The sequence below is a fragment of the Pedobacter sp. 10L46_2 genome (assembly GCF_056395165.1).
The window spans coordinates 21,474-37,143 of record NZ_JBFTIZ010000033.1 but is presented as its reverse complement, the minus strand read 5'-3'; the positions used below and the strand labels follow the sequence as shown (position 1 = coordinate 37,143).

15 protein-coding genes are annotated in these 15,670 nt (G+C 36.3%); 7 read left to right on the top strand and 8 right to left on the bottom strand.

Going from position 1 to position 15,670, the window contains the following annotated elements; translation table 11 throughout:
* Positions 1–897: 897 nt before the first annotated feature.
* The 3 genes from gap to pfkA are packed head-to-tail and all read right to left on the bottom strand — an operon-like array spanning position 898 to position 3,732.
* Positions 898–1,896 carry a type I glyceraldehyde-3-phosphate dehydrogenase gene (gene gap / locus AC1DDX_RS05790; protein WP_337715680.1) on the bottom strand — a complete coding sequence of 333 codons (999 nt, stop codon included), beginning with the start codon at positions 1,894–1,896 and terminating at the stop codon, positions 898–900.
* A 4-nt stretch (positions 1,897–1,900) separates the two neighbouring features.
* Positions 1,901–2,743, bottom strand: coding sequence for a hypothetical protein (locus tag AC1DDX_RS05785; RefSeq protein ID WP_172660766.1), 843 nt, complete (start codon positions 2,741–2,743; stop codon positions 1,901–1,903).
* A 2-nt stretch (positions 2,744–2,745) separates the two neighbouring features.
* Complete coding sequence (pfkA, locus tag AC1DDX_RS05780; protein ID WP_172660765.1) at positions 2,746–3,732, bottom strand: 6-phosphofructokinase; 987 nt, start codon at positions 3,730–3,732, stop codon at positions 2,746–2,748.
* 254 nt (positions 3,733–3,986) lie between these two features.
* On the opposite strand from pfkA, the gene AC1DDX_RS05775 reads away from it, so the two are divergent.
* Positions 3,987–4,676, top strand: a complete 690-nt coding sequence (locus AC1DDX_RS05775) for an NUDIX hydrolase (RefSeq protein ID WP_048904234.1) — start codon at positions 3,987–3,989, stop codon at positions 4,674–4,676.
* A gap of 74 nt (positions 4,677–4,750) precedes the next feature.
* On the opposite strand, the gene AC1DDX_RS05770 is transcribed toward AC1DDX_RS05775, so the two are convergent.
* Positions 4,751–5,608 carry an N-acetylglucosamine kinase gene (locus AC1DDX_RS05770; protein WP_048904235.1) on the bottom strand — a complete coding sequence of 286 codons (858 nt, stop codon included), beginning with the start codon at positions 5,606–5,608 and terminating at the stop codon, positions 4,751–4,753.
* A gap of 433 nt (positions 5,609–6,041) precedes the next feature.
* Between AC1DDX_RS05770 and AC1DDX_RS05765 the strand changes: the two genes are divergently transcribed.
* Genes AC1DDX_RS05765 through AC1DDX_RS05755 form a run of 3 tightly spaced genes read left to right on the top strand, consistent with a single transcriptional unit; the run spans position 6,042 to position 9,166 of the window.
* Positions 6,042–7,082: a threonine aldolase family protein gene (locus AC1DDX_RS05765; RefSeq protein ID WP_172660764.1), complete on the top strand. Its 1,041-nt coding sequence runs from the start codon at positions 6,042–6,044 to the stop codon at positions 7,080–7,082.
* Between the two features lie 9 nt (positions 7,083–7,091).
* On the top strand, positions 7,092–8,576 hold the full coding sequence (accC, locus tag AC1DDX_RS05760) for an acetyl-CoA carboxylase biotin carboxylase subunit (RefSeq protein WP_337715678.1): 1,485 nt from the start codon (positions 7,092–7,094) through the stop codon (positions 8,574–8,576).
* Between the two features lie 5 nt (positions 8,577–8,581).
* Positions 8,582–9,166, top strand: coding sequence for a riboflavin synthase (locus AC1DDX_RS05755; protein ID WP_288883791.1), 585 nt, complete (start codon positions 8,582–8,584; stop codon positions 9,164–9,166).
* On the opposite strand, the gene AC1DDX_RS05750 is transcribed toward AC1DDX_RS05755, so the two are convergent.
* Positions 9,167–10,186: a tetratricopeptide repeat protein gene (locus AC1DDX_RS05750; RefSeq protein WP_477621855.1), complete on the bottom strand. Its 1,020-nt coding sequence runs from the start codon at positions 10,184–10,186 to the stop codon at positions 9,167–9,169.
* 69 nt (positions 10,187–10,255) lie between these two features.
* On the opposite strand from AC1DDX_RS05750, the gene AC1DDX_RS05745 reads away from it, so the two are divergent.
* Positions 10,256–10,555: a hypothetical protein gene (locus AC1DDX_RS05745; protein WP_048904240.1), complete on the top strand. Its 300-nt coding sequence runs from the start codon at positions 10,256–10,258 to the stop codon at positions 10,553–10,555.
* A 40-nt stretch (positions 10,556–10,595) separates the two neighbouring features.
* On the opposite strand, the gene AC1DDX_RS05740 is transcribed toward AC1DDX_RS05745, so the two are convergent.
* On the bottom strand, positions 10,596–12,365 hold the full coding sequence (locus AC1DDX_RS05740; RefSeq protein WP_337715676.1) for a sensor histidine kinase: 1,770 nt from the start codon (positions 12,363–12,365) through the stop codon (positions 10,596–10,598).
* A gap of 156 nt (positions 12,366–12,521) precedes the next feature.
* On the opposite strand from AC1DDX_RS05740, the gene AC1DDX_RS05735 reads away from it, so the two are divergent.
* Together AC1DDX_RS05735 and AC1DDX_RS05730 are read left to right on the top strand one after the other, a co-directional pair.
* Positions 12,522–13,109, top strand: coding sequence for a porin family protein (locus AC1DDX_RS05735; protein WP_337715673.1), 588 nt, complete (start codon positions 12,522–12,524; stop codon positions 13,107–13,109).
* 111 nt (positions 13,110–13,220) lie between these two features.
* Positions 13,221–13,502 carry a hypothetical protein gene (locus tag AC1DDX_RS05730; protein ID WP_172660758.1) on the top strand — a complete coding sequence of 94 codons (282 nt, stop codon included), beginning with the start codon at positions 13,221–13,223 and terminating at the stop codon, positions 13,500–13,502.
* On the opposite strand, the gene AC1DDX_RS05725 is transcribed toward AC1DDX_RS05730, so the two are convergent.
* Together AC1DDX_RS05725 and hppD are read right to left on the bottom strand one after the other, a co-directional pair.
* Complete coding sequence (locus tag AC1DDX_RS05725) at positions 13,499–14,419, bottom strand: YihY/virulence factor BrkB family protein (RefSeq protein ID WP_172660757.1); 921 nt, start codon at positions 14,417–14,419, stop codon at positions 13,499–13,501. The two genes, AC1DDX_RS05730 and AC1DDX_RS05725, sit on opposite strands and share 4 nt — an antisense overlap.
* A 41-nt stretch (positions 14,420–14,460) precedes the next feature.
* Positions 14,461–15,591, bottom strand: coding sequence for a 4-hydroxyphenylpyruvate dioxygenase (gene hppD, locus AC1DDX_RS05720; RefSeq protein ID WP_288883788.1), 1,131 nt, complete (start codon positions 15,589–15,591; stop codon positions 14,461–14,463).
* Positions 15,592–15,670: the final 79 nt, after the last annotated feature.

Genomic DNA, 15,670 nt, shown 5'->3' with positions numbered 1-15,670 from the left:
TTTGCTCCCTCTTTCCATAGGAATTGGATTACTTGCTTCATAGATCATCGAGTTTATTCTATCTTATTTTGTTAGCGGGTCATCCTTAAAGCAGTATAATTATGCCTCAAGTCGATTGATAATCTCCTTCCTCTCAGTAACTTTGGCGCATTGGATTGCTCCCAAATACAAGTGGATAACAACCATCGTAATTTGCGGCATATGGCTACTGTTAGTTCTTCTCGGTCTACTTATTACTAGCACTGATATAAAACTTTACGGTGATGAATATAAAGTAAAAGATGGTGGTCTAGCCATTGCCATGACAATTCTCGGAGTGGCACTTGGTTACTACCTGCTTTGGAAAAGAACGCGGATAAGTGTTTACAAATAGGTACGAAGTGTGAATTCGCGAGTGTATTAATCATTACACAAAGTTAAGCTTGTCACCACAACACGCTTAAAGAAACTATGGCATAAACGCTCACATAGCAGCCTTATAGCCCATTTATTCCGTTCCTTAATTGCTTTGAAAGCTTGGTTTTTGAGTGCTATAATTTAATATAACTATGGCACATAACACATTATTGCGGGTAGGGTTGGTTCAGCCAGCCTTTCGGTTTAACAGCGAACTCAAAAGAGATTTAATAGCCGTACTGATGGATGATTCTAATAAATTTAATAGGGACAAACACGGGGACAAAATGGGGGACAAGACCTTCGATACATAGCGTAGATGCCTATATTAGCATTCAATATCGCAATACAATTAACAGAATTATTAACACATGTTGAACCTTAGTGTGGGAGTCTTACTGGTTGAAATACATGGGGTATAAGAGGCTAGAAATAAAGAAAGGGATGTCGCATCCACGCACATCCCTTTTCTAACCAAATATAAACCTGTATGAACGGGTTTTACTTTAAGTTTCCGTAGTACTCTACGAATTTAGCTAATGCATTAGAATAGCCCCATTCGTTATCATACCAAGAAACCACTTTAACGAAGTTATCATTCAATGAAATACCAGCTTTAGCGTCAAAAATTGATGCATGCTCATCACCGATAAAATCAGAAGAAACTACTTCGTCTTCAGTATATGCTAATACGCCTTTCAACTCACCTTCAGAGGCAGCTTTCATGGCTTTTTTTACGTCTTCGTAAGTAGCAGGTTTTTCCAAACGTACAGTAAGATCGACTACAGAAACGTCGGCTACAGGAACGCGGAAAGACATACCAGTTAATTTACCTTTTAATTCAGGAAGTACCAAGCCTACAGCTTTAGCAGCACCTGTTGATGAAGGGATGATGTTAGAGAAACCACCACGTCCGCCTCTCCAGTCTTTAGCTGAAGGACCGTCAACTGTTTTTTGAGTTGCAGTTACCGCGTGAATAGTACTCATTAAACCTTCTACTATACCAAAATTATCATTTAATACTTTAGCAATTGGTGCTAAGCAGTTAGTAGTACAAGATGCATTTGAAACGATCGTTTGGTCTGCAGTTAATTTATGATGATTTACACCCATTACATAAGTAGGGGTATCGTCTTTTGCCGGAGCAGAGAATACCACTCTTTTTGCACCTGCAGCAATGTGTTTTGCACCGTCTGCTTGAGTTAAGAATAAACCAGTCGACTCAATAACAGTTTCTACACCAACTTCATTCCATTTTAAGTTTGCCGGATCTTTTTCAGCAGTGATACGGATGGTTTTTCCGTTTACTACAAGATTTCCATTTTCTACAGCGATAGTACCATCAAAACGACCATGTGTAGTATCATACTTTAACATATAAGCCATGTAATCAGGCTCAACTAAGTCATTGATTGCAACGATATCTAATCCTCTTTTTAAAGCAGCTCTAAAAACCAGTCTGCCGATACGGCCAAAGCCGTTTATTCCAATTTTGCTCATCTTATTAATTTGAATAGTAGTTTAGTAAATTATATATTGGTTCTTTAGTAATTGATGTTATTTTTAATCCGTGTTTTTCTGCTGTTTCCCTTAGTTGCTCCTGAAATGTTCCTGCAACAAGACCTACAAAATGTATTTCCTTTCCAGGATGTAGTTTTATTGTTGGTAACAGATATATATTGAAGTAACTTTCAAACGCTTTATCTATTAGATCTAGTATATATTTATGGTTGCGGTTTTCAAGGAAAAAATCGAAGAAAGAACTGAAAAATTGCTGAGCCATTGGTTTTTTATACACACGCTCAAGTATTTGCGGTCTGTCCAGATTGTATTTAACCTCAAACTCACTTTGCAAATCTTTTGGTAATTTTTCCTGAAGAAAGGCTTTTACAAGAATCTTTCCCAGGTAGGTTGCTGAACCCTCGTCGCCCAGAATAAATCCAAGGCCAAAGTTATTTTTCTCGGGGCTTTTACCATCAAAATATGCACAGTTGGCACCACTGCCTAATATACCCACGATGCCACTGTTGTTGTAACACGCTGAAATTGCTGCTCCATATAGATCATCCTTAACGGTGATCTTGCTATACTTAAAGAAGATACCAAGCGTTTCTGCCAATTCGTTCCTTCTTTCTACTGAGGAAGCTCCTGCAGCAAACACATATATTTTCTTTATGCTTTCGGCATGATTAATCAGCGTAGCCTTCTTATTTAAAAATTGCAGTATTGCTTTTTGATCGTTAAAACAAGGGTTTATACCGGGCATAGTGCATTCGGCGATGGTTTTTCCATCCCGTGCAATTTTCCAGAACGCTGTTTTTGATCCGCTATAAACTACTGCAATCATATTTATATTGATAAGACTTTAGTCATTTCCAATAAATCACTTTCCAATTTAAAGCTATGCTTTGTAAGTGCTTCTTCAATAGTGGTGGTGTGTATATCATTACCACGCAGGCCAACCATTTGCATGGTGTTTCCTTTCAAAAGTTCATTTACAGCAGCAAAGCCAAGTCTGCTTCCAAGTATCCTGTCGAAACTACTCGGGCTGCCTCCACGTTGAAGATGGCCTAAGATAGTCACTTTTGTATCATAGTGGTTAAACCTCTCCTTAACTTTTTTGGCAATGTCAAAAGCTCCACCGTCTTTATGTCCTTCAGAAACAATAACTATGCTCGAAGATTTTTTAGTAGATGCACCTGCTTCCAGTTGCGCCACCAATTCATCAACACTAGTTTCCCTTTCAGGTAATAAAACAGCTTCTGCACCACTGGCAATTGCGCTTCTTAAGGCGATACACCCCGAATCTCTGCCCATTACTTCAATAAAGAACAACCTGTCATGCGAGTCGGCGGTATCTCTGATTTTGTCGATGGCTTCAATAACTGTATTTATTGCCGTATCATATCCTAAAGTAAAATCTGATCCGTATAAATCGTTATCAATAGTTCCGGGAATACCTATAACTTTTACGCCATGTTTCTTTGCAAATCTCTGGGCTCCTGTAAAAGTTCCATCTCCACCGATGACAATTAGTCCATCTATGTCTCTTGCTTTTAAATTTTCAAAAGCAATATCTAGTCCTTCTTCAGTTTTGAAATCCAGACAACGTGCTGTTTTTAATATTGTTCCTCCGAGGTGGATAATGTTACTTACGGACCTTGCATCCATTGGATTAATATTGTTGTTTATTAATCCCTGGTATCCCTGCAAAACTCCAAACATATTTATACCATTGTATATTCCGGTTCTTACTACAGCTCTAATACAAGCATTCATTCCCGGAGCATCTCCTCCAGATGTCAACACAGCGATATTTTTGATATTTGGTTTCATGATTTATTATACGAATATAGGGTGTATTTTTTACACTAAGTAATTTATTTTTTATTTTCTGTGTAATTTGGGGACAAGTATATTTATTTGCTTTAATATTTAAAAATTTAATATATTGAAACAGAATAATAAGTGTCTAGCTTGAACCCGGTTTCAAAGGAATGGAAAATATTGCTAAATTGGGATTCTTATCTATCTTTATGGAGAAATTCATGTTGTATAACGAGTAATTAGCGTAATTAATATTTAATATTTTGAAAGAAGTCTTACCAAAGTTTGATTCCACTTTTTCGATTGACTGTGTGGTGTTCGGATTCGACGAGGGAGAATTAAAGATCCTTTTAATCGAGAGAAATGAAGAGCCGTTTAAAGACTGGTGGGCATTGCCGGGTAATATTGTTGGAGAGGTTGAAAGTTTAGACCAATCGGCCTCCAGGATCTTAAACGAGCTTACCGGACTAAGTAACATTTATATGGAACAGTACTATACTTTTGGCGATGTTAACCGACATCCACAGGGAAGGGTAGTAAGTATTGCCTATTATGCACTTTTGCGTTTAGGTGGTGATAAGGCTGTAAAGCCTATTAGTACCTATGCAAAGCGGGCACACTGGATTAATGTAAAAGATTTGCCAAGGCTGGCATTTGACCATCAGCAGATTTTTGATAAAGGGCTTGAAAAGATAAAGCGCCGCATTAAACATCAACCAATAGCATTTGAGCTTTTGCCGGAGAAGTTTACACTAACCCAGCTGCAGAATGTTTATGAAATTATTTTGAACAAGAAATTGGATAAAAGAAATTTTAGAAAGAAAATGCTAAGCTTCGGCGTTTTACGAGACCTTCAGGAAAAGCAACAAGGTGTTTCCTTTAGGGCGGCTACCTTGTATAAATTTGACAAGAGGAAATATGCCAAATTGTTTGAAAAGGAGATTTCTTTTTAAGCATGTGCGATATAATAAAAATGGCCTGTATCATCAATGATACAGGCCATTTTTATTGTGCTTATTTTTAGCTATTACTTGTTGGCTACTAACAAGTGATAATCAACTAGATCATCTATAGGTGAGCGGATAACTTTACCAACACCCATCTCATATCTGTCTGCTACTATACTCAATATATCTCTAAAGCTATAACCAACAGAACCTACGCAGTTTAACGAATGCTCTTTATAGTTAGGATAATGAATTACAAGGTTTTCAAAGAATGCAGTAAATGCATATTCAACTGTGGAGAATGTATAATCTTCATAATTGTCTTTGAAATCATATAAAAACTTACTAAAGCTTGCGCAGAAGCGATTTGGCAATGGTTTGTTATAAATATGGTCAAAAATATCTTCGTTGGTTAATGCAAAGTTATCATAGAAGCTCTCTCTAAGGCCTTTTGGCATATAGCCTTTCATGTAGTCTGAAAGAATTCTTTTTCCAATGAAACAACCACTTCCCTCATCACCAAGGAAATATCCAAGTGAATCAATGTTTAAAGTGATGTCTTTTCCATCGTATAGACAAGAATTTGTTCCTGTTCCTAAGATTGCGGCAAAACCAGGTTCATCGCCTAATAATGCTCTGCATGAAGCTAATAAGTCGTGGCCGATATTGATTTCCGCATTTGGGAAAACCTGCTTCATTGCATCAGCAACAATTTTACGTTTGGCGTCTGTAGAACAGCCCGCTCCATAATAATTTACCTCTTTCAACTTGTCAGTTTCCAAGTGATCAGGTAAGGTTTTTCTTAATGACTCTACTATGTACTCTGTGCTCGAAAAGTACGGGTTATAGCCCTCTGTATTAAAATGAATTTTTCTACCAGCCTCATTAATTAAACACCAATTGGTTTTAGTTGAACCACCATCTGCAATAACTATCATCTTAATTTGATTTTTTCGGGATAAAAGTAAATAATCCTACAACTTTCGTATGGTTTTTTTTCATAAATTTAATTTTTTAGTTTTGGTTAGTTGTTAGTTTTCTGCCTTTAAATGCTTAAAAACAGTGTTTTTTTTAATTTTGCTCGTGATTTTTAGATTACCATATTGTTAAATAAACACTAAGGCTAAAATACACTTGTTATTTTAAAATCCAAATTATAAAATTTCTTGTTTTTATGAATTTAGGTTACAGCCGCTATAATAGTAGTTTTTTGGTTAAAAATGAACGATAATATGATTTTTATCTGTTTAAAGGCGTTGTTAATTCTTTTTTTATCTAAAGCCGTTATTTTATATTGTATTTTGTAATATTATCAATCTTTCTTTCATTAAGAACATTAAAAATAAATCTTTGTATTCAGTAAAAAATAACATGGCGATAAAAGTTGATTTTAGAAGTGATACAGTAACAAAACCTACAGCAGAAATGCGGGCAGCTATGATGAGTGCAAAAATAGGTGATGATGTTTTTGGCGAAGATGAGACAGTAAATGAATTGGAAAGGAAATTGGCGGGTATATTTAATATGGAAGCCGGATTGTTTTGCCCATCAGGTACAATGACCAATCAGATTGCAATTAAGTGTTTTACTCAGCCTATGGACGAGGTGATATGTGACCAAACATCTCATGTTTATCGTTATGAGGGTGGCGGTATTGCTTATCACTCTATGGCTTCAGTTCGCCTGTTATATGGAGACAGAGGGATATTAACACCGGAGTTAATTGAACCAGAAATAAATGAAAATAATATTCACTATCCAAACTCCAGCCTGGTAGTTTTAGAGAATACAGTAAATAAGGGCGGAGGCATAGCTTATACTTTAGATCAAATAGAACCGATCCATACACTTTGTAATATTAAAGGATTAAAACTTCATTTAGATGGGGCAAGGATATTTAATGCTTTAATTGCTACCGGCGATCATGCAAAGGACTACGGAAAGTATTTCGACGGAATATCGGTTTGCTTATCAAAGGGGCTTGGTGCTCCCGTAGGCTCTGTACTGCTAGGATCTCAGGAAACTATTAAAAAGGCAAGGAAGATACGTAAGGCATTTGGTGGCGGGATGAGACAGGCAGGTTTTTTAGCAGCAGCGGGAATCTATGCCTTAGACCATCATGTAGTGCGTTTAGCCATCGATCATCAGCATGCAGTTGCATTGGCAGGTGCTTTAAATGAAGTTAATTATGTGTCGTCTGTACTGCCTGTCCAAACAAATATAGTGCTGTTCGATGTGGCACCTGGATTTAGAGCTAATGATATCGTTCTTCTTTTGGCTGAAAAAGGTATTGCTTGTAATACTACTGGTCCAAATACGATCAGAATGGTCACCCATTTAGATGTTTCTTCGGAGATGATTGACATGGCAATCGAAAACATAATACATTTACATCCAATTGCCCATAAATAACTTTAACAGATGAATAAAATCCTTATAGCCAACAGAGGTGAGATCGCATTGCGCATTATGCGTTCTGCACGTGAAATGGGAATAAAAACAGTTGCTGTATTTTCTGAGGCTGATAGAGAAGCGTTACATGTACTTTATGCTGATGAAGCAATTTGCATTGGCCCGGCTCCGTCAAATCAATCTTACTTATTAGGAGAAAAAATAATAGAAGCCTGCAAGGCTAGCGGAGCTGAAGCAATACATCCTGGATATGGTTTCTTATCGGAAAATGCTGGCTTTGCAAGGTTAGTTAAAGAATCAGGATTAATTCTGATTGGGCCAACGCCTGAGGCAATGGAAATTATGGGAAATAAATTATCGGCCAAAGCAGCTGCTTTGAAATATAATATTCCCATGGTGCCGGGCACCGAAGAAGCAATTACCGATATTGAAGAAGCAAAGGCAAGAGCCATTGAAGTTGGATTCCCGATTCTGATTAAAGCTGCTGCCGGTGGCGGTGGAAAAGGAATGAGGGTGGTAGAGCAAGTGACCGACTTTGAAGAGCAAATGCAGTTGGCAGTTAGTGAAGCTACATCAGCCTTTGGTGATGGATCTGTATTTATTGAACGTTATGTTTCGTCGCCACGACATATAGAAATTCAAGTTCTTGGAGACACTCATGGTAATATTGTTCATTTATTTGAACGTGAATGCTCTATTCAAAGAAGACATCAGAAAGTAATTGAAGAAGCCCCATCTAGTATTTTAACTGAAGAAACTCGTCGAAAGATGGGAGCCTGTGCAGTAGATGTAGCGCGTTCTGTAAGTTATGTGGGTGCTGGAACAGTTGAGTTTATTCTGGATGAAAACCTCGATTTCTTTTTCCTTGAAATGAATACCAGACTTCAGGTAGAGCACCCCGTTACTGAAATGATAACCGGTTTGGATCTGGTAAAAGAACAGATTAAGATTGCCAGAGGTGAAAAACTTTCCTATAAACAAGAGGATTTGAAGATTAATGGGCATGCGCTTGAACTGAGAGTATATGCTGAAGATCCGGAAAACAATTTCTTGCCGGATATAGGCGTATTGCAAACATACAATACACCAAAGGGGAACGGAGTTCGTGTTGATGATGGTTTTAAACAGGGCATGGAAATTCCGATCTATTATGATCCAATGATTGCGAAGTTAATCACATACGGTAAGGATAGGGAAGAGGCAATTGAACGGATGATCCGTGCCATTGATGAATATGACATTACGGGTATAAAAACTACTCTTGCTTTTGGGAAATTTGTAATGCAGCACAATGCTTTTAAAGGTGGTAATTTTGATACTCATTTTGTAAGTAAATACTTTAGTGCAGAAAGTTTGAAAAATGAAGATGAGGATGAGGCCCTCATGGCAGCTTTAATTGCGGTAATTTCATTGAAAAAGCCCGATGTGGTGCCGATACAAAACCAGGTGGAAGTAGTGAGCAACTGGAGAAAAAATAGAGTTAAGTTTAATTAATAAATATGTTTACAGGAATAATAGAAACACTTGGGGAGGTTACAGATATAATGTCGGAAGGTACAAACAAACATTATATCGTACAATCGAATTTAAGTAATGAGCTAAAGATAGATCAAAGTGTTTCGCATAACGGGGTGTGCTTAACTGTGGTAGCGTTGTCAGAAAATACTCATACGGTTACGGCAATAGAAGAGACGCTGCAGAAAAGCAATCTCAATGAGTTAAGGATAGGTAATAAAGTAAATCTGGAGCGCTGCATGTTAATGAATGGACGATTGGACGGGCATATTGTTCAAGGCCACGTAGATCAAACAGCAGTATGCATTAAGAGAGCTGAGCTTGACGGGAGCTGGGAGTACAGGTTTAAGTATGATTCTAATAGTGGGAATGTTACCGTAGAAAAAGGATCTGTGTCAGTTAATGGTATCAGTTTAACGGTAGTAAATTCAGATATTGATGAATTCTCTGTATTCATAATACCTTACACCTTTGAACACACTAATTTACATGAGGTTAATGTAGGTAGCACAGTAAACCTTGAGTTTGATATTATAGGTAAATACGTTGCCAGACTAATAAACAGGTAGTTATCTTTTTAATTCGACAATCTTGTTTTTAATAAATCCGATCAGCTTTGTTTGCTCTTTAGGGTTGATTGTCTTTAAGTATTGCTCATAATAGTCAATTGCATTCTTCTTGTCGTTAAGCTTTGTTTCGTAGACAAGAGCAATATTATACAACAGGCTTCCATTGTTTTCGAATTGGAGGCCTTTTTTATATGCTGCATTTGCTTCAGTATTCTTGTTTACACCTTCAAATGAATCTCCAAGTAAGCCATAATAGCTGGCAATTTTGGTTGATATTCCTTCTTGTATTGCTTTTTCGAGGTAAGGAATAGCATTTTTATAATCTTTTAATCCTCTGTAGCTAAGTCCAATGGAATAATATAATGCTTCGCTATCCATCGACTTACTTTCTATTACTAAAAAATTCTTTAATGCATTTTTGTAATCAAGAATGAAAAAATAAGATTTTCCCAGATTATTGAGGACAAAGGTCGAGCTATCACCATAACTTAATAATTTCTCTCCGGTTTTGATAGCTTCATCATATTTTTTATTCGCCATACTAATAGGCATTTTCATTTTGAGCAGTTGCAGATTTGTGCTATCTGCATCTAAGGCCGGTTGTAATATATTACTTGCCTTGTCAAAAAAGTTCATTTTAAAATAGAGCTCGCACAAATCAAATACCACATCCGGATCAATAGGATTTATTTCATTCGCTTTTTTAAGATAACCTATTTTAGCCAGGTTCATTTCTCCCTTATTCAAATTGGCTAATTGCTTATATACAGTAAAATTTGTGCTATCGATTTTAAGGATATCCATGTAATATGCCTTGGCCTTTTCATCGTTTCCTCTTCTAAGGTTGATATTTGCAAGGCTAAACAATACTGGTAAGTTCTGAGGTTGTTTATCGTGGAGCTTTAAATAATTTTTTTCTGCTTCCGGAAGTTTGCCTGCCATCATATTGGCATAAGCAAGTTGCGATATTTCTTTTTCATCCTGAGTATCCTCAGCATAAATGCTTTTTAAAAAAATCAAAACATATTGGCAGGGTAATTGGTTGAATTATAATATAAAATGAATATTAATCTTAATTAAAATACGAATATGGATACTTTAAAGAAGTTTGAATTGATGCAGAAAATCGTAAGAGAATTAGAAGACTTACAGCACTCACAACAAGCAATAATTCAAAAAATAGGGAAAATTGAAGTTGATAATATAGAGCTTGGAGATAAAAGGTTAGAGAAGGATTTGCCTGATATGCATCAAAGAGTTTCAGATAATTTGGACACGATTGTTGGCATACTCGACTATTTTGCAGATAAAACTCAAAACTTTGGTAACAAAAACAATGTTGATGCCTTAAAAGAACAGCAAGCTATAAACGACGCCACAGGTAAATAAAAGTCTAAACGCAATGAAATGCCCGCAACTTGCGGGCATTTTACTTTAGATCTACCGGTAGATATATGCAAAAAGAAGAGCCTTTACCCAGTTCACTTCTGACTATAAGTTTGCCATCATTTTTCTCCATAAACTCTTTGCATATCACCAGGCCTAATCCTGTGCCTTTCTCATTCATTGTACCCCTTGTGGATATGTTATCTCCATTATGTATTTTTTGGAGTGCAATCTCTGACATTCCAACGCCGTTGTCCTCGATACGAAGTTCAATAAAGCCATTTTTGTATACAGCTGTTATATGTATTTCACAATTTTCATTACAAAACTTAATGGCGTTGTTTAATATGTTTCTAACTACAATCTGTATCATCAGTCTATCAGCATAAACCATCTCACCTGGAAAAACATCTTGTATTATTCGAATATTTTTTGCCTCTGCCGCTGGTAAGTGATAGTTGATTTCATTGACCAGGATATTTTTCAGATCAAAGAAGTCCCGATCGATTCCATAACCTTTTAATTGGCTTCTAGACCAATGCAAAATATTATCTAAAAGTTCTGTGGTATATAAAATGTCTCTGCTTAAAGTGGGCGACAGTGTTTTGAATTCTTCAATAGTAATTACATCGTCTGAGGTCATTTTAAGGATTTCTCCAAGGTTAACCAAAGGCCCTCGTAAATCATGAGCGATTATGGAAAATACCCTGTCTTTAAGTTGATTAAGCTGTTGAAGTTCTGTTGTCTGTGATTTAGAACGTAGCGCTTCCTTTCTTAATGTAGTAAGGTCCTGTAGTTTTATAATGACCGCCTCGCTGTTTAATTTAAGCTGATTTTCATTTAAAGTTCTGATTTCTGCTTCCAGTTCAAATGATCCGTTATGGTTTTCTATTTTTAATTCGATTTTCCCCGATTGCCTTTCTTTAATCAATGCAGCAAGCTTTTTGTGGTCGGGAAAAAGCGCTTCAATCTGAGTTCCTATTATTTTACTTTTCTTAATATCTGATAAGTATCTTCTAAAAGAAGAGTTATAATCAATTACCCTGTTTTTGCTATCCAGTATAACGAAACCATCTTGCATTAGTTCTAATACTTTTTCCCTTGCAACAGGTAAAATATCGAAGAGCTTAAAACGATAGATGGCAATGCTGATTAAAAATACTGTAATAATAAAAGCAAAAGGGGTAATATCGAGTTGACCGAAAGGTCTGAACCCCAAAAAATAGGTGATATTTGTTATCCAGGGTATAAATGCAGCTATTATTATACTATAATTTTGACTTTTGTAAATAGGGTCTGATTTGCGAAACGTGATAATTAATAAGTAGCTTCCAGTAGCCAATAACAGATAGAAATATAAAGTGAATATCCAAAATGATGGTCCCATTTCAAGAGCAACCATTGGAAAATCCCCTGTAGTGTCCATATGGTAACTTTTAAAATGTAAATGGTGATAATCATTTGTCCAAACCATTAATATGGGAATAACTGCTGTGGCAATTAGAATAAACATATTTATTTTATTCTGGTACCAATGATCCTTTCCTGATAGTTTTAAACAGAATAGAAGCCAGGATAATGGAAGCAGAGAGATACCTATATACTCAATACTTATCCAAAGTTTTGCTTGTTCAATTGTGGTGCTTGCTAACTCAAAGCCATACGCAAATGACCATATGGCACTTGAGAACATCATAATGCCAAAAAAGCGAACGGCTCCTCCTTCTTTTCTATAGATATAATAAGATAGCAGGAGAGTAGCTGTGCCAAATAAAATTAGAACAATCGAGTATAAATTAAATGTAAAATCCATTAAACAGCAGGGTAATAATAATGAGGGATAAGAGGACAACAATGATATTGTGTTGATCTTTTAAGATAAAACTACGTAATTTAGATACAAATTAAAAATATTCTTAGTTTTACATAGTAATAGTCGTTTAATTAATAAAATACTAATCATTCTAATATGAAAAAATTAATCTTATCAGCATTATTTGTTTGCTTTAATCTGGTTGCTTTTAGTCAGGTGTTGCCTAGCTTCCAAATGGGCTTAAAGGCCGGAGCAAACCTTTCAAAATTAAGTACGGAAAATACATTTAGCAGTGACAATAGGGCTGGTTACTATGCTGGTATATGGACCCGCATCGGTGCAGCAGGTATTCATTTGCAGCCAGAGCTTTATTTGAGTGGTAAAAACACCACATTAAAAGCGAGTTCAGGAGAAGAAAATAAAGTTAAGTTTACCAGTTTAGATGTACCTATACTGATAGGTACAAAACTTGGCGCAGCTGGTGTTGGCCTAAGGTTAAATACAGGTCCCGTAGTTTCCTTTATTTTGGACGATGAACAGTCATTTGGACAAGCCGCAGGAAGCGTATTTAAAGGTAATTTTAAAGGACAGAATTTCGCCTGGCAATTTGGCGCAGGTGTCGATATTGGTAATTTAGGTCTTGATCTAAGATACGAAGCCGGGCTTTCTAAAATCGGAAAAGATGGCTATAACGATACCAAACTGAGCCTTTTTACTTTCGGACTGGCTTACAGGGTGTTCTAGTAAATAAAAGTTTTCCACATTTTGTATAAAAGGGTAAATGTAAATCATTTACCCTTTCTTTTTGGCTTTAAAATTGATGATGCTTCCGTCCCTACTTAAATCAAATTGATCATGAATATCAAAGAACTATTGCTAAACGGTCAAAGCTTCTCTAAGCTGCTAAATCAGTTCTCAATCGAGGCAAATGATGTGAAAATTCAGGATGAAGATGTCCTTCTTGCTGATCATAAATTAGAACACCAGGAGATTGTTAAAGAAAACATTTGTATTGAAGGTAAAAACAAAGATGGGATTGTTAACTTCTTTGGCACTTTACATTACAATTTATTAAGTAAGCTGGCAGTATTTGAAATGCATGGGTTTGAGCAGATTTCCAAACCACAGGTATGCTAAGTGTTTTTTAACACTTCTTTTATTTCATATTCAAACGCCCCTTTTATCGGGCGTATAGGAGTTTCTTTGGAATCACTTAGTACCTTAATGTAACAAGCCCCAAAATAGAATATAAAAGAAGAATAAAATACAAACAACATAATTAGAACAATAGAACCAGAAGTACCATAAATGTTGCCTATTCCACTGAGCGGAAGCATTATTCTTAGTATATATTTACCTATTGTGAATAATACCGCTGTTAACAAACCGCCCTTTAGTGCAGCTTTCCAGGTTGGCCGGCCATTAGTTAAAAATTTAAACAGTACTGTAAACCAGATCATTACAATGGCTATAAATAAAAGCTGATTTAACATTGAAAGAAATATTTTTCCAAAAGTAGGAGCGGCCGTGTTTATGTACGAACCAATAAATGCCTGAATGCTATCGGTTATAAAACCCATCGTAAATAACAGTCCGGCCAGTAAAATGATTATCATTGAGCGTGCCCTTAACTTCATTTTAAACATAAACCCTGCATGTTCTTTATTTGCAATAGACCAGATTTGGTCCATAGAATTTTTAATAACAGTGAACAGTGTAGTGGCTACAAATAAGAAGAAAATAAAGCTGAGTAAAGTTGCATACCATTTATGATCAATTCCTCTTATATTTCTTAAGGTCTGTCTGATTTGCCCTGTACTGGTATCATCCAAAATACTGGCCAGACGCTCGAACATTCTTGAAGCGAGTATTTTTCTGTCAATAAAGTACCCAAAAAGTCTAATTAATATAATCAGGATAGGAGGTAGTGCAAAATTTGCAAAAAAAGCGGTGGCCCCAGCTAAACGTAATGGATCGTTTTTTTGAAATAATTTAAATGCTGCTTTGAAATGTATACAAAACAGCATTATCTTGTTAACTCTATTAATCTCCATTTGCACATTATAGCCTTGAACCCCGAAAGTAACTATTTTTTTTATAAGTTCCCTCTTAGTTCTTGTTCGCGTTCCAGAGACTCGAACAGTGCTTTGAAATTTCCTGCACCAAAAGATTGGGCCCCTTTACGTTGTATTATTTCAAAAAATAAAGTCGGACGATCCTCAACCGGTTTAGTAAATATTTGGAGCAAATAGCCTTCCTCGTCACAATCTACAAGAATTCCAAGTTCTTTTAGTTGTACTATTTCTTCATCAATTTCTCCAACTCGTTCTGGCATCATATTGTAATAGGCTTCAGGGGGTGCACTTAAAAACTCAACCCCTCGAGCTTTTAATTCCTTTACCGTAGCTAAAATATCTTTAGTTGCTACAGCAATATGTTGCACCCCTTCGCCTTCATAAAACTCCAGATATTCCTCGATCTGCGATTTCTTTTTGCCTTCTGCTGGTTCATTGATCGGGAATTTAGAGTAGCCATTCCCATTACTCATCACCTTGCTCATCAGGGCTGAATATTCTGTGTTGATCTGTTTGTCATCGAACGAAAGAATGTTTACAAAACCCATTACATCTTCGTACCATTTAACAGTTTCATTCATTCGGTTCCAGCCCACATTGCCAACACAGTGATCTATATAAAGCAAACCCGTATCAACGGGGTTGTAATCACTTTCCCAATCCCGATATCCCGGTAAAAAGGAACCATTATAGTTTTTACGCTCGATAAACATATGTACCGTTTCGCCATAGGTATAAATACCTGACATGCGTACTTCACCATGCTCATCAGTTTTAGTAACCGGTTCTAAATATGGCTTAGCGCCACGTTTGGTGGTTTCTTCAAAAGCGCTGTAAGCGTCGTCTACCCATAAGGCTAATATTTTAACTCCATCACCATGTTTTTTTACATGTTCAGAAATCTGGTTGTCAGATTTTAACCCCGTTGTTAATACCAATCTGATTTTTCCTTGTTGCAGTACATAAGATGCCCGATCACGTACCCCTGTTTCCGGACCTGCATATGCTAATGATTGGAAGCCAAATGCTGTTTTATAAAAATGCGCAGCCTGTTTGGCATTTCCTACATAAAACTCTATATAATCTGTTCCATTTATAGGAAGAAAATCTTGCGCTTTGGCAATCTTTTCTGCAAATGTTTGTGTAGTCATTTTAGTATTATTTGAATAATAAGTTAGTTTTTATCTTCTTTTTCCTTAAAAAATTCTGTGTTGTGAACTGACATACAAA

Excerpts from the sequence above, each read along its gene's own strand:
- AC1DDX_RS05755 (WP_288883791.1), top strand. The coding sequence starts at position 8,582 with ATGTTTACAGGAATAATAGAAACACTTGGGGAGGTTACAGATATAATG.
- AC1DDX_RS05745 (WP_048904240.1), top strand. The coding sequence starts at position 10,256 with ATGGATACTTTAAAGAAGTTTGAATTGATGCAGAAAATCGTAAGAGAA.
- hppD (WP_288883788.1), bottom strand. The coding sequence starts at position 15,591 with ATGACTACACAAACATTTGCAGAAAAGATTGCCAAAGCGCAAGATTTT.
- AC1DDX_RS05765 (WP_172660764.1), top strand. The coding sequence starts at position 6,042 with ATGGCGATAAAAGTTGATTTTAGAAGTGATACAGTAACAAAACCTACA.
- AC1DDX_RS05770 (WP_048904235.1), bottom strand. The coding sequence starts at position 5,608 with ATGATAGTTATTGCAGATGGTGGTTCAACTAAAACCAATTGGTGTTTA.
- AC1DDX_RS05740 (WP_337715676.1), bottom strand. The coding sequence starts at position 12,365 with ATGGATTTTACATTTAATTTATACTCGATTGTTCTAATTTTATTTGGC.
- accC (WP_337715678.1), top strand. The coding sequence starts at position 7,092 with ATGAATAAAATCCTTATAGCCAACAGAGGTGAGATCGCATTGCGCATT.
- gap (WP_337715680.1), bottom strand. The coding sequence starts at position 1,896 with ATGAGCAAAATTGGAATAAACGGCTTTGGCCGTATCGGCAGACTGGTT.
- AC1DDX_RS05730 (WP_172660758.1), top strand. The coding sequence starts at position 13,221 with ATGAATATCAAAGAACTATTGCTAAACGGTCAAAGCTTCTCTAAGCTG.
- AC1DDX_RS05785 (WP_172660766.1), bottom strand. The coding sequence starts at position 2,743 with ATGATTGCAGTAGTTTATAGCGGATCAAAAACAGCGTTCTGGAAAATT.
- AC1DDX_RS05725 (WP_172660757.1), bottom strand. The coding sequence starts at position 14,419 with ATGGAGATTAATAGAGTTAACAAGATAATGCTGTTTTGTATACATTTC.
- pfkA (WP_172660765.1), bottom strand. The coding sequence starts at position 3,732 with ATGAAACCAAATATCAAAAATATCGCTGTGTTGACATCTGGAGGAGAT.
- AC1DDX_RS05735 (WP_337715673.1), top strand. The coding sequence starts at position 12,522 with ATGAAAAAATTAATCTTATCAGCATTATTTGTTTGCTTTAATCTGGTT.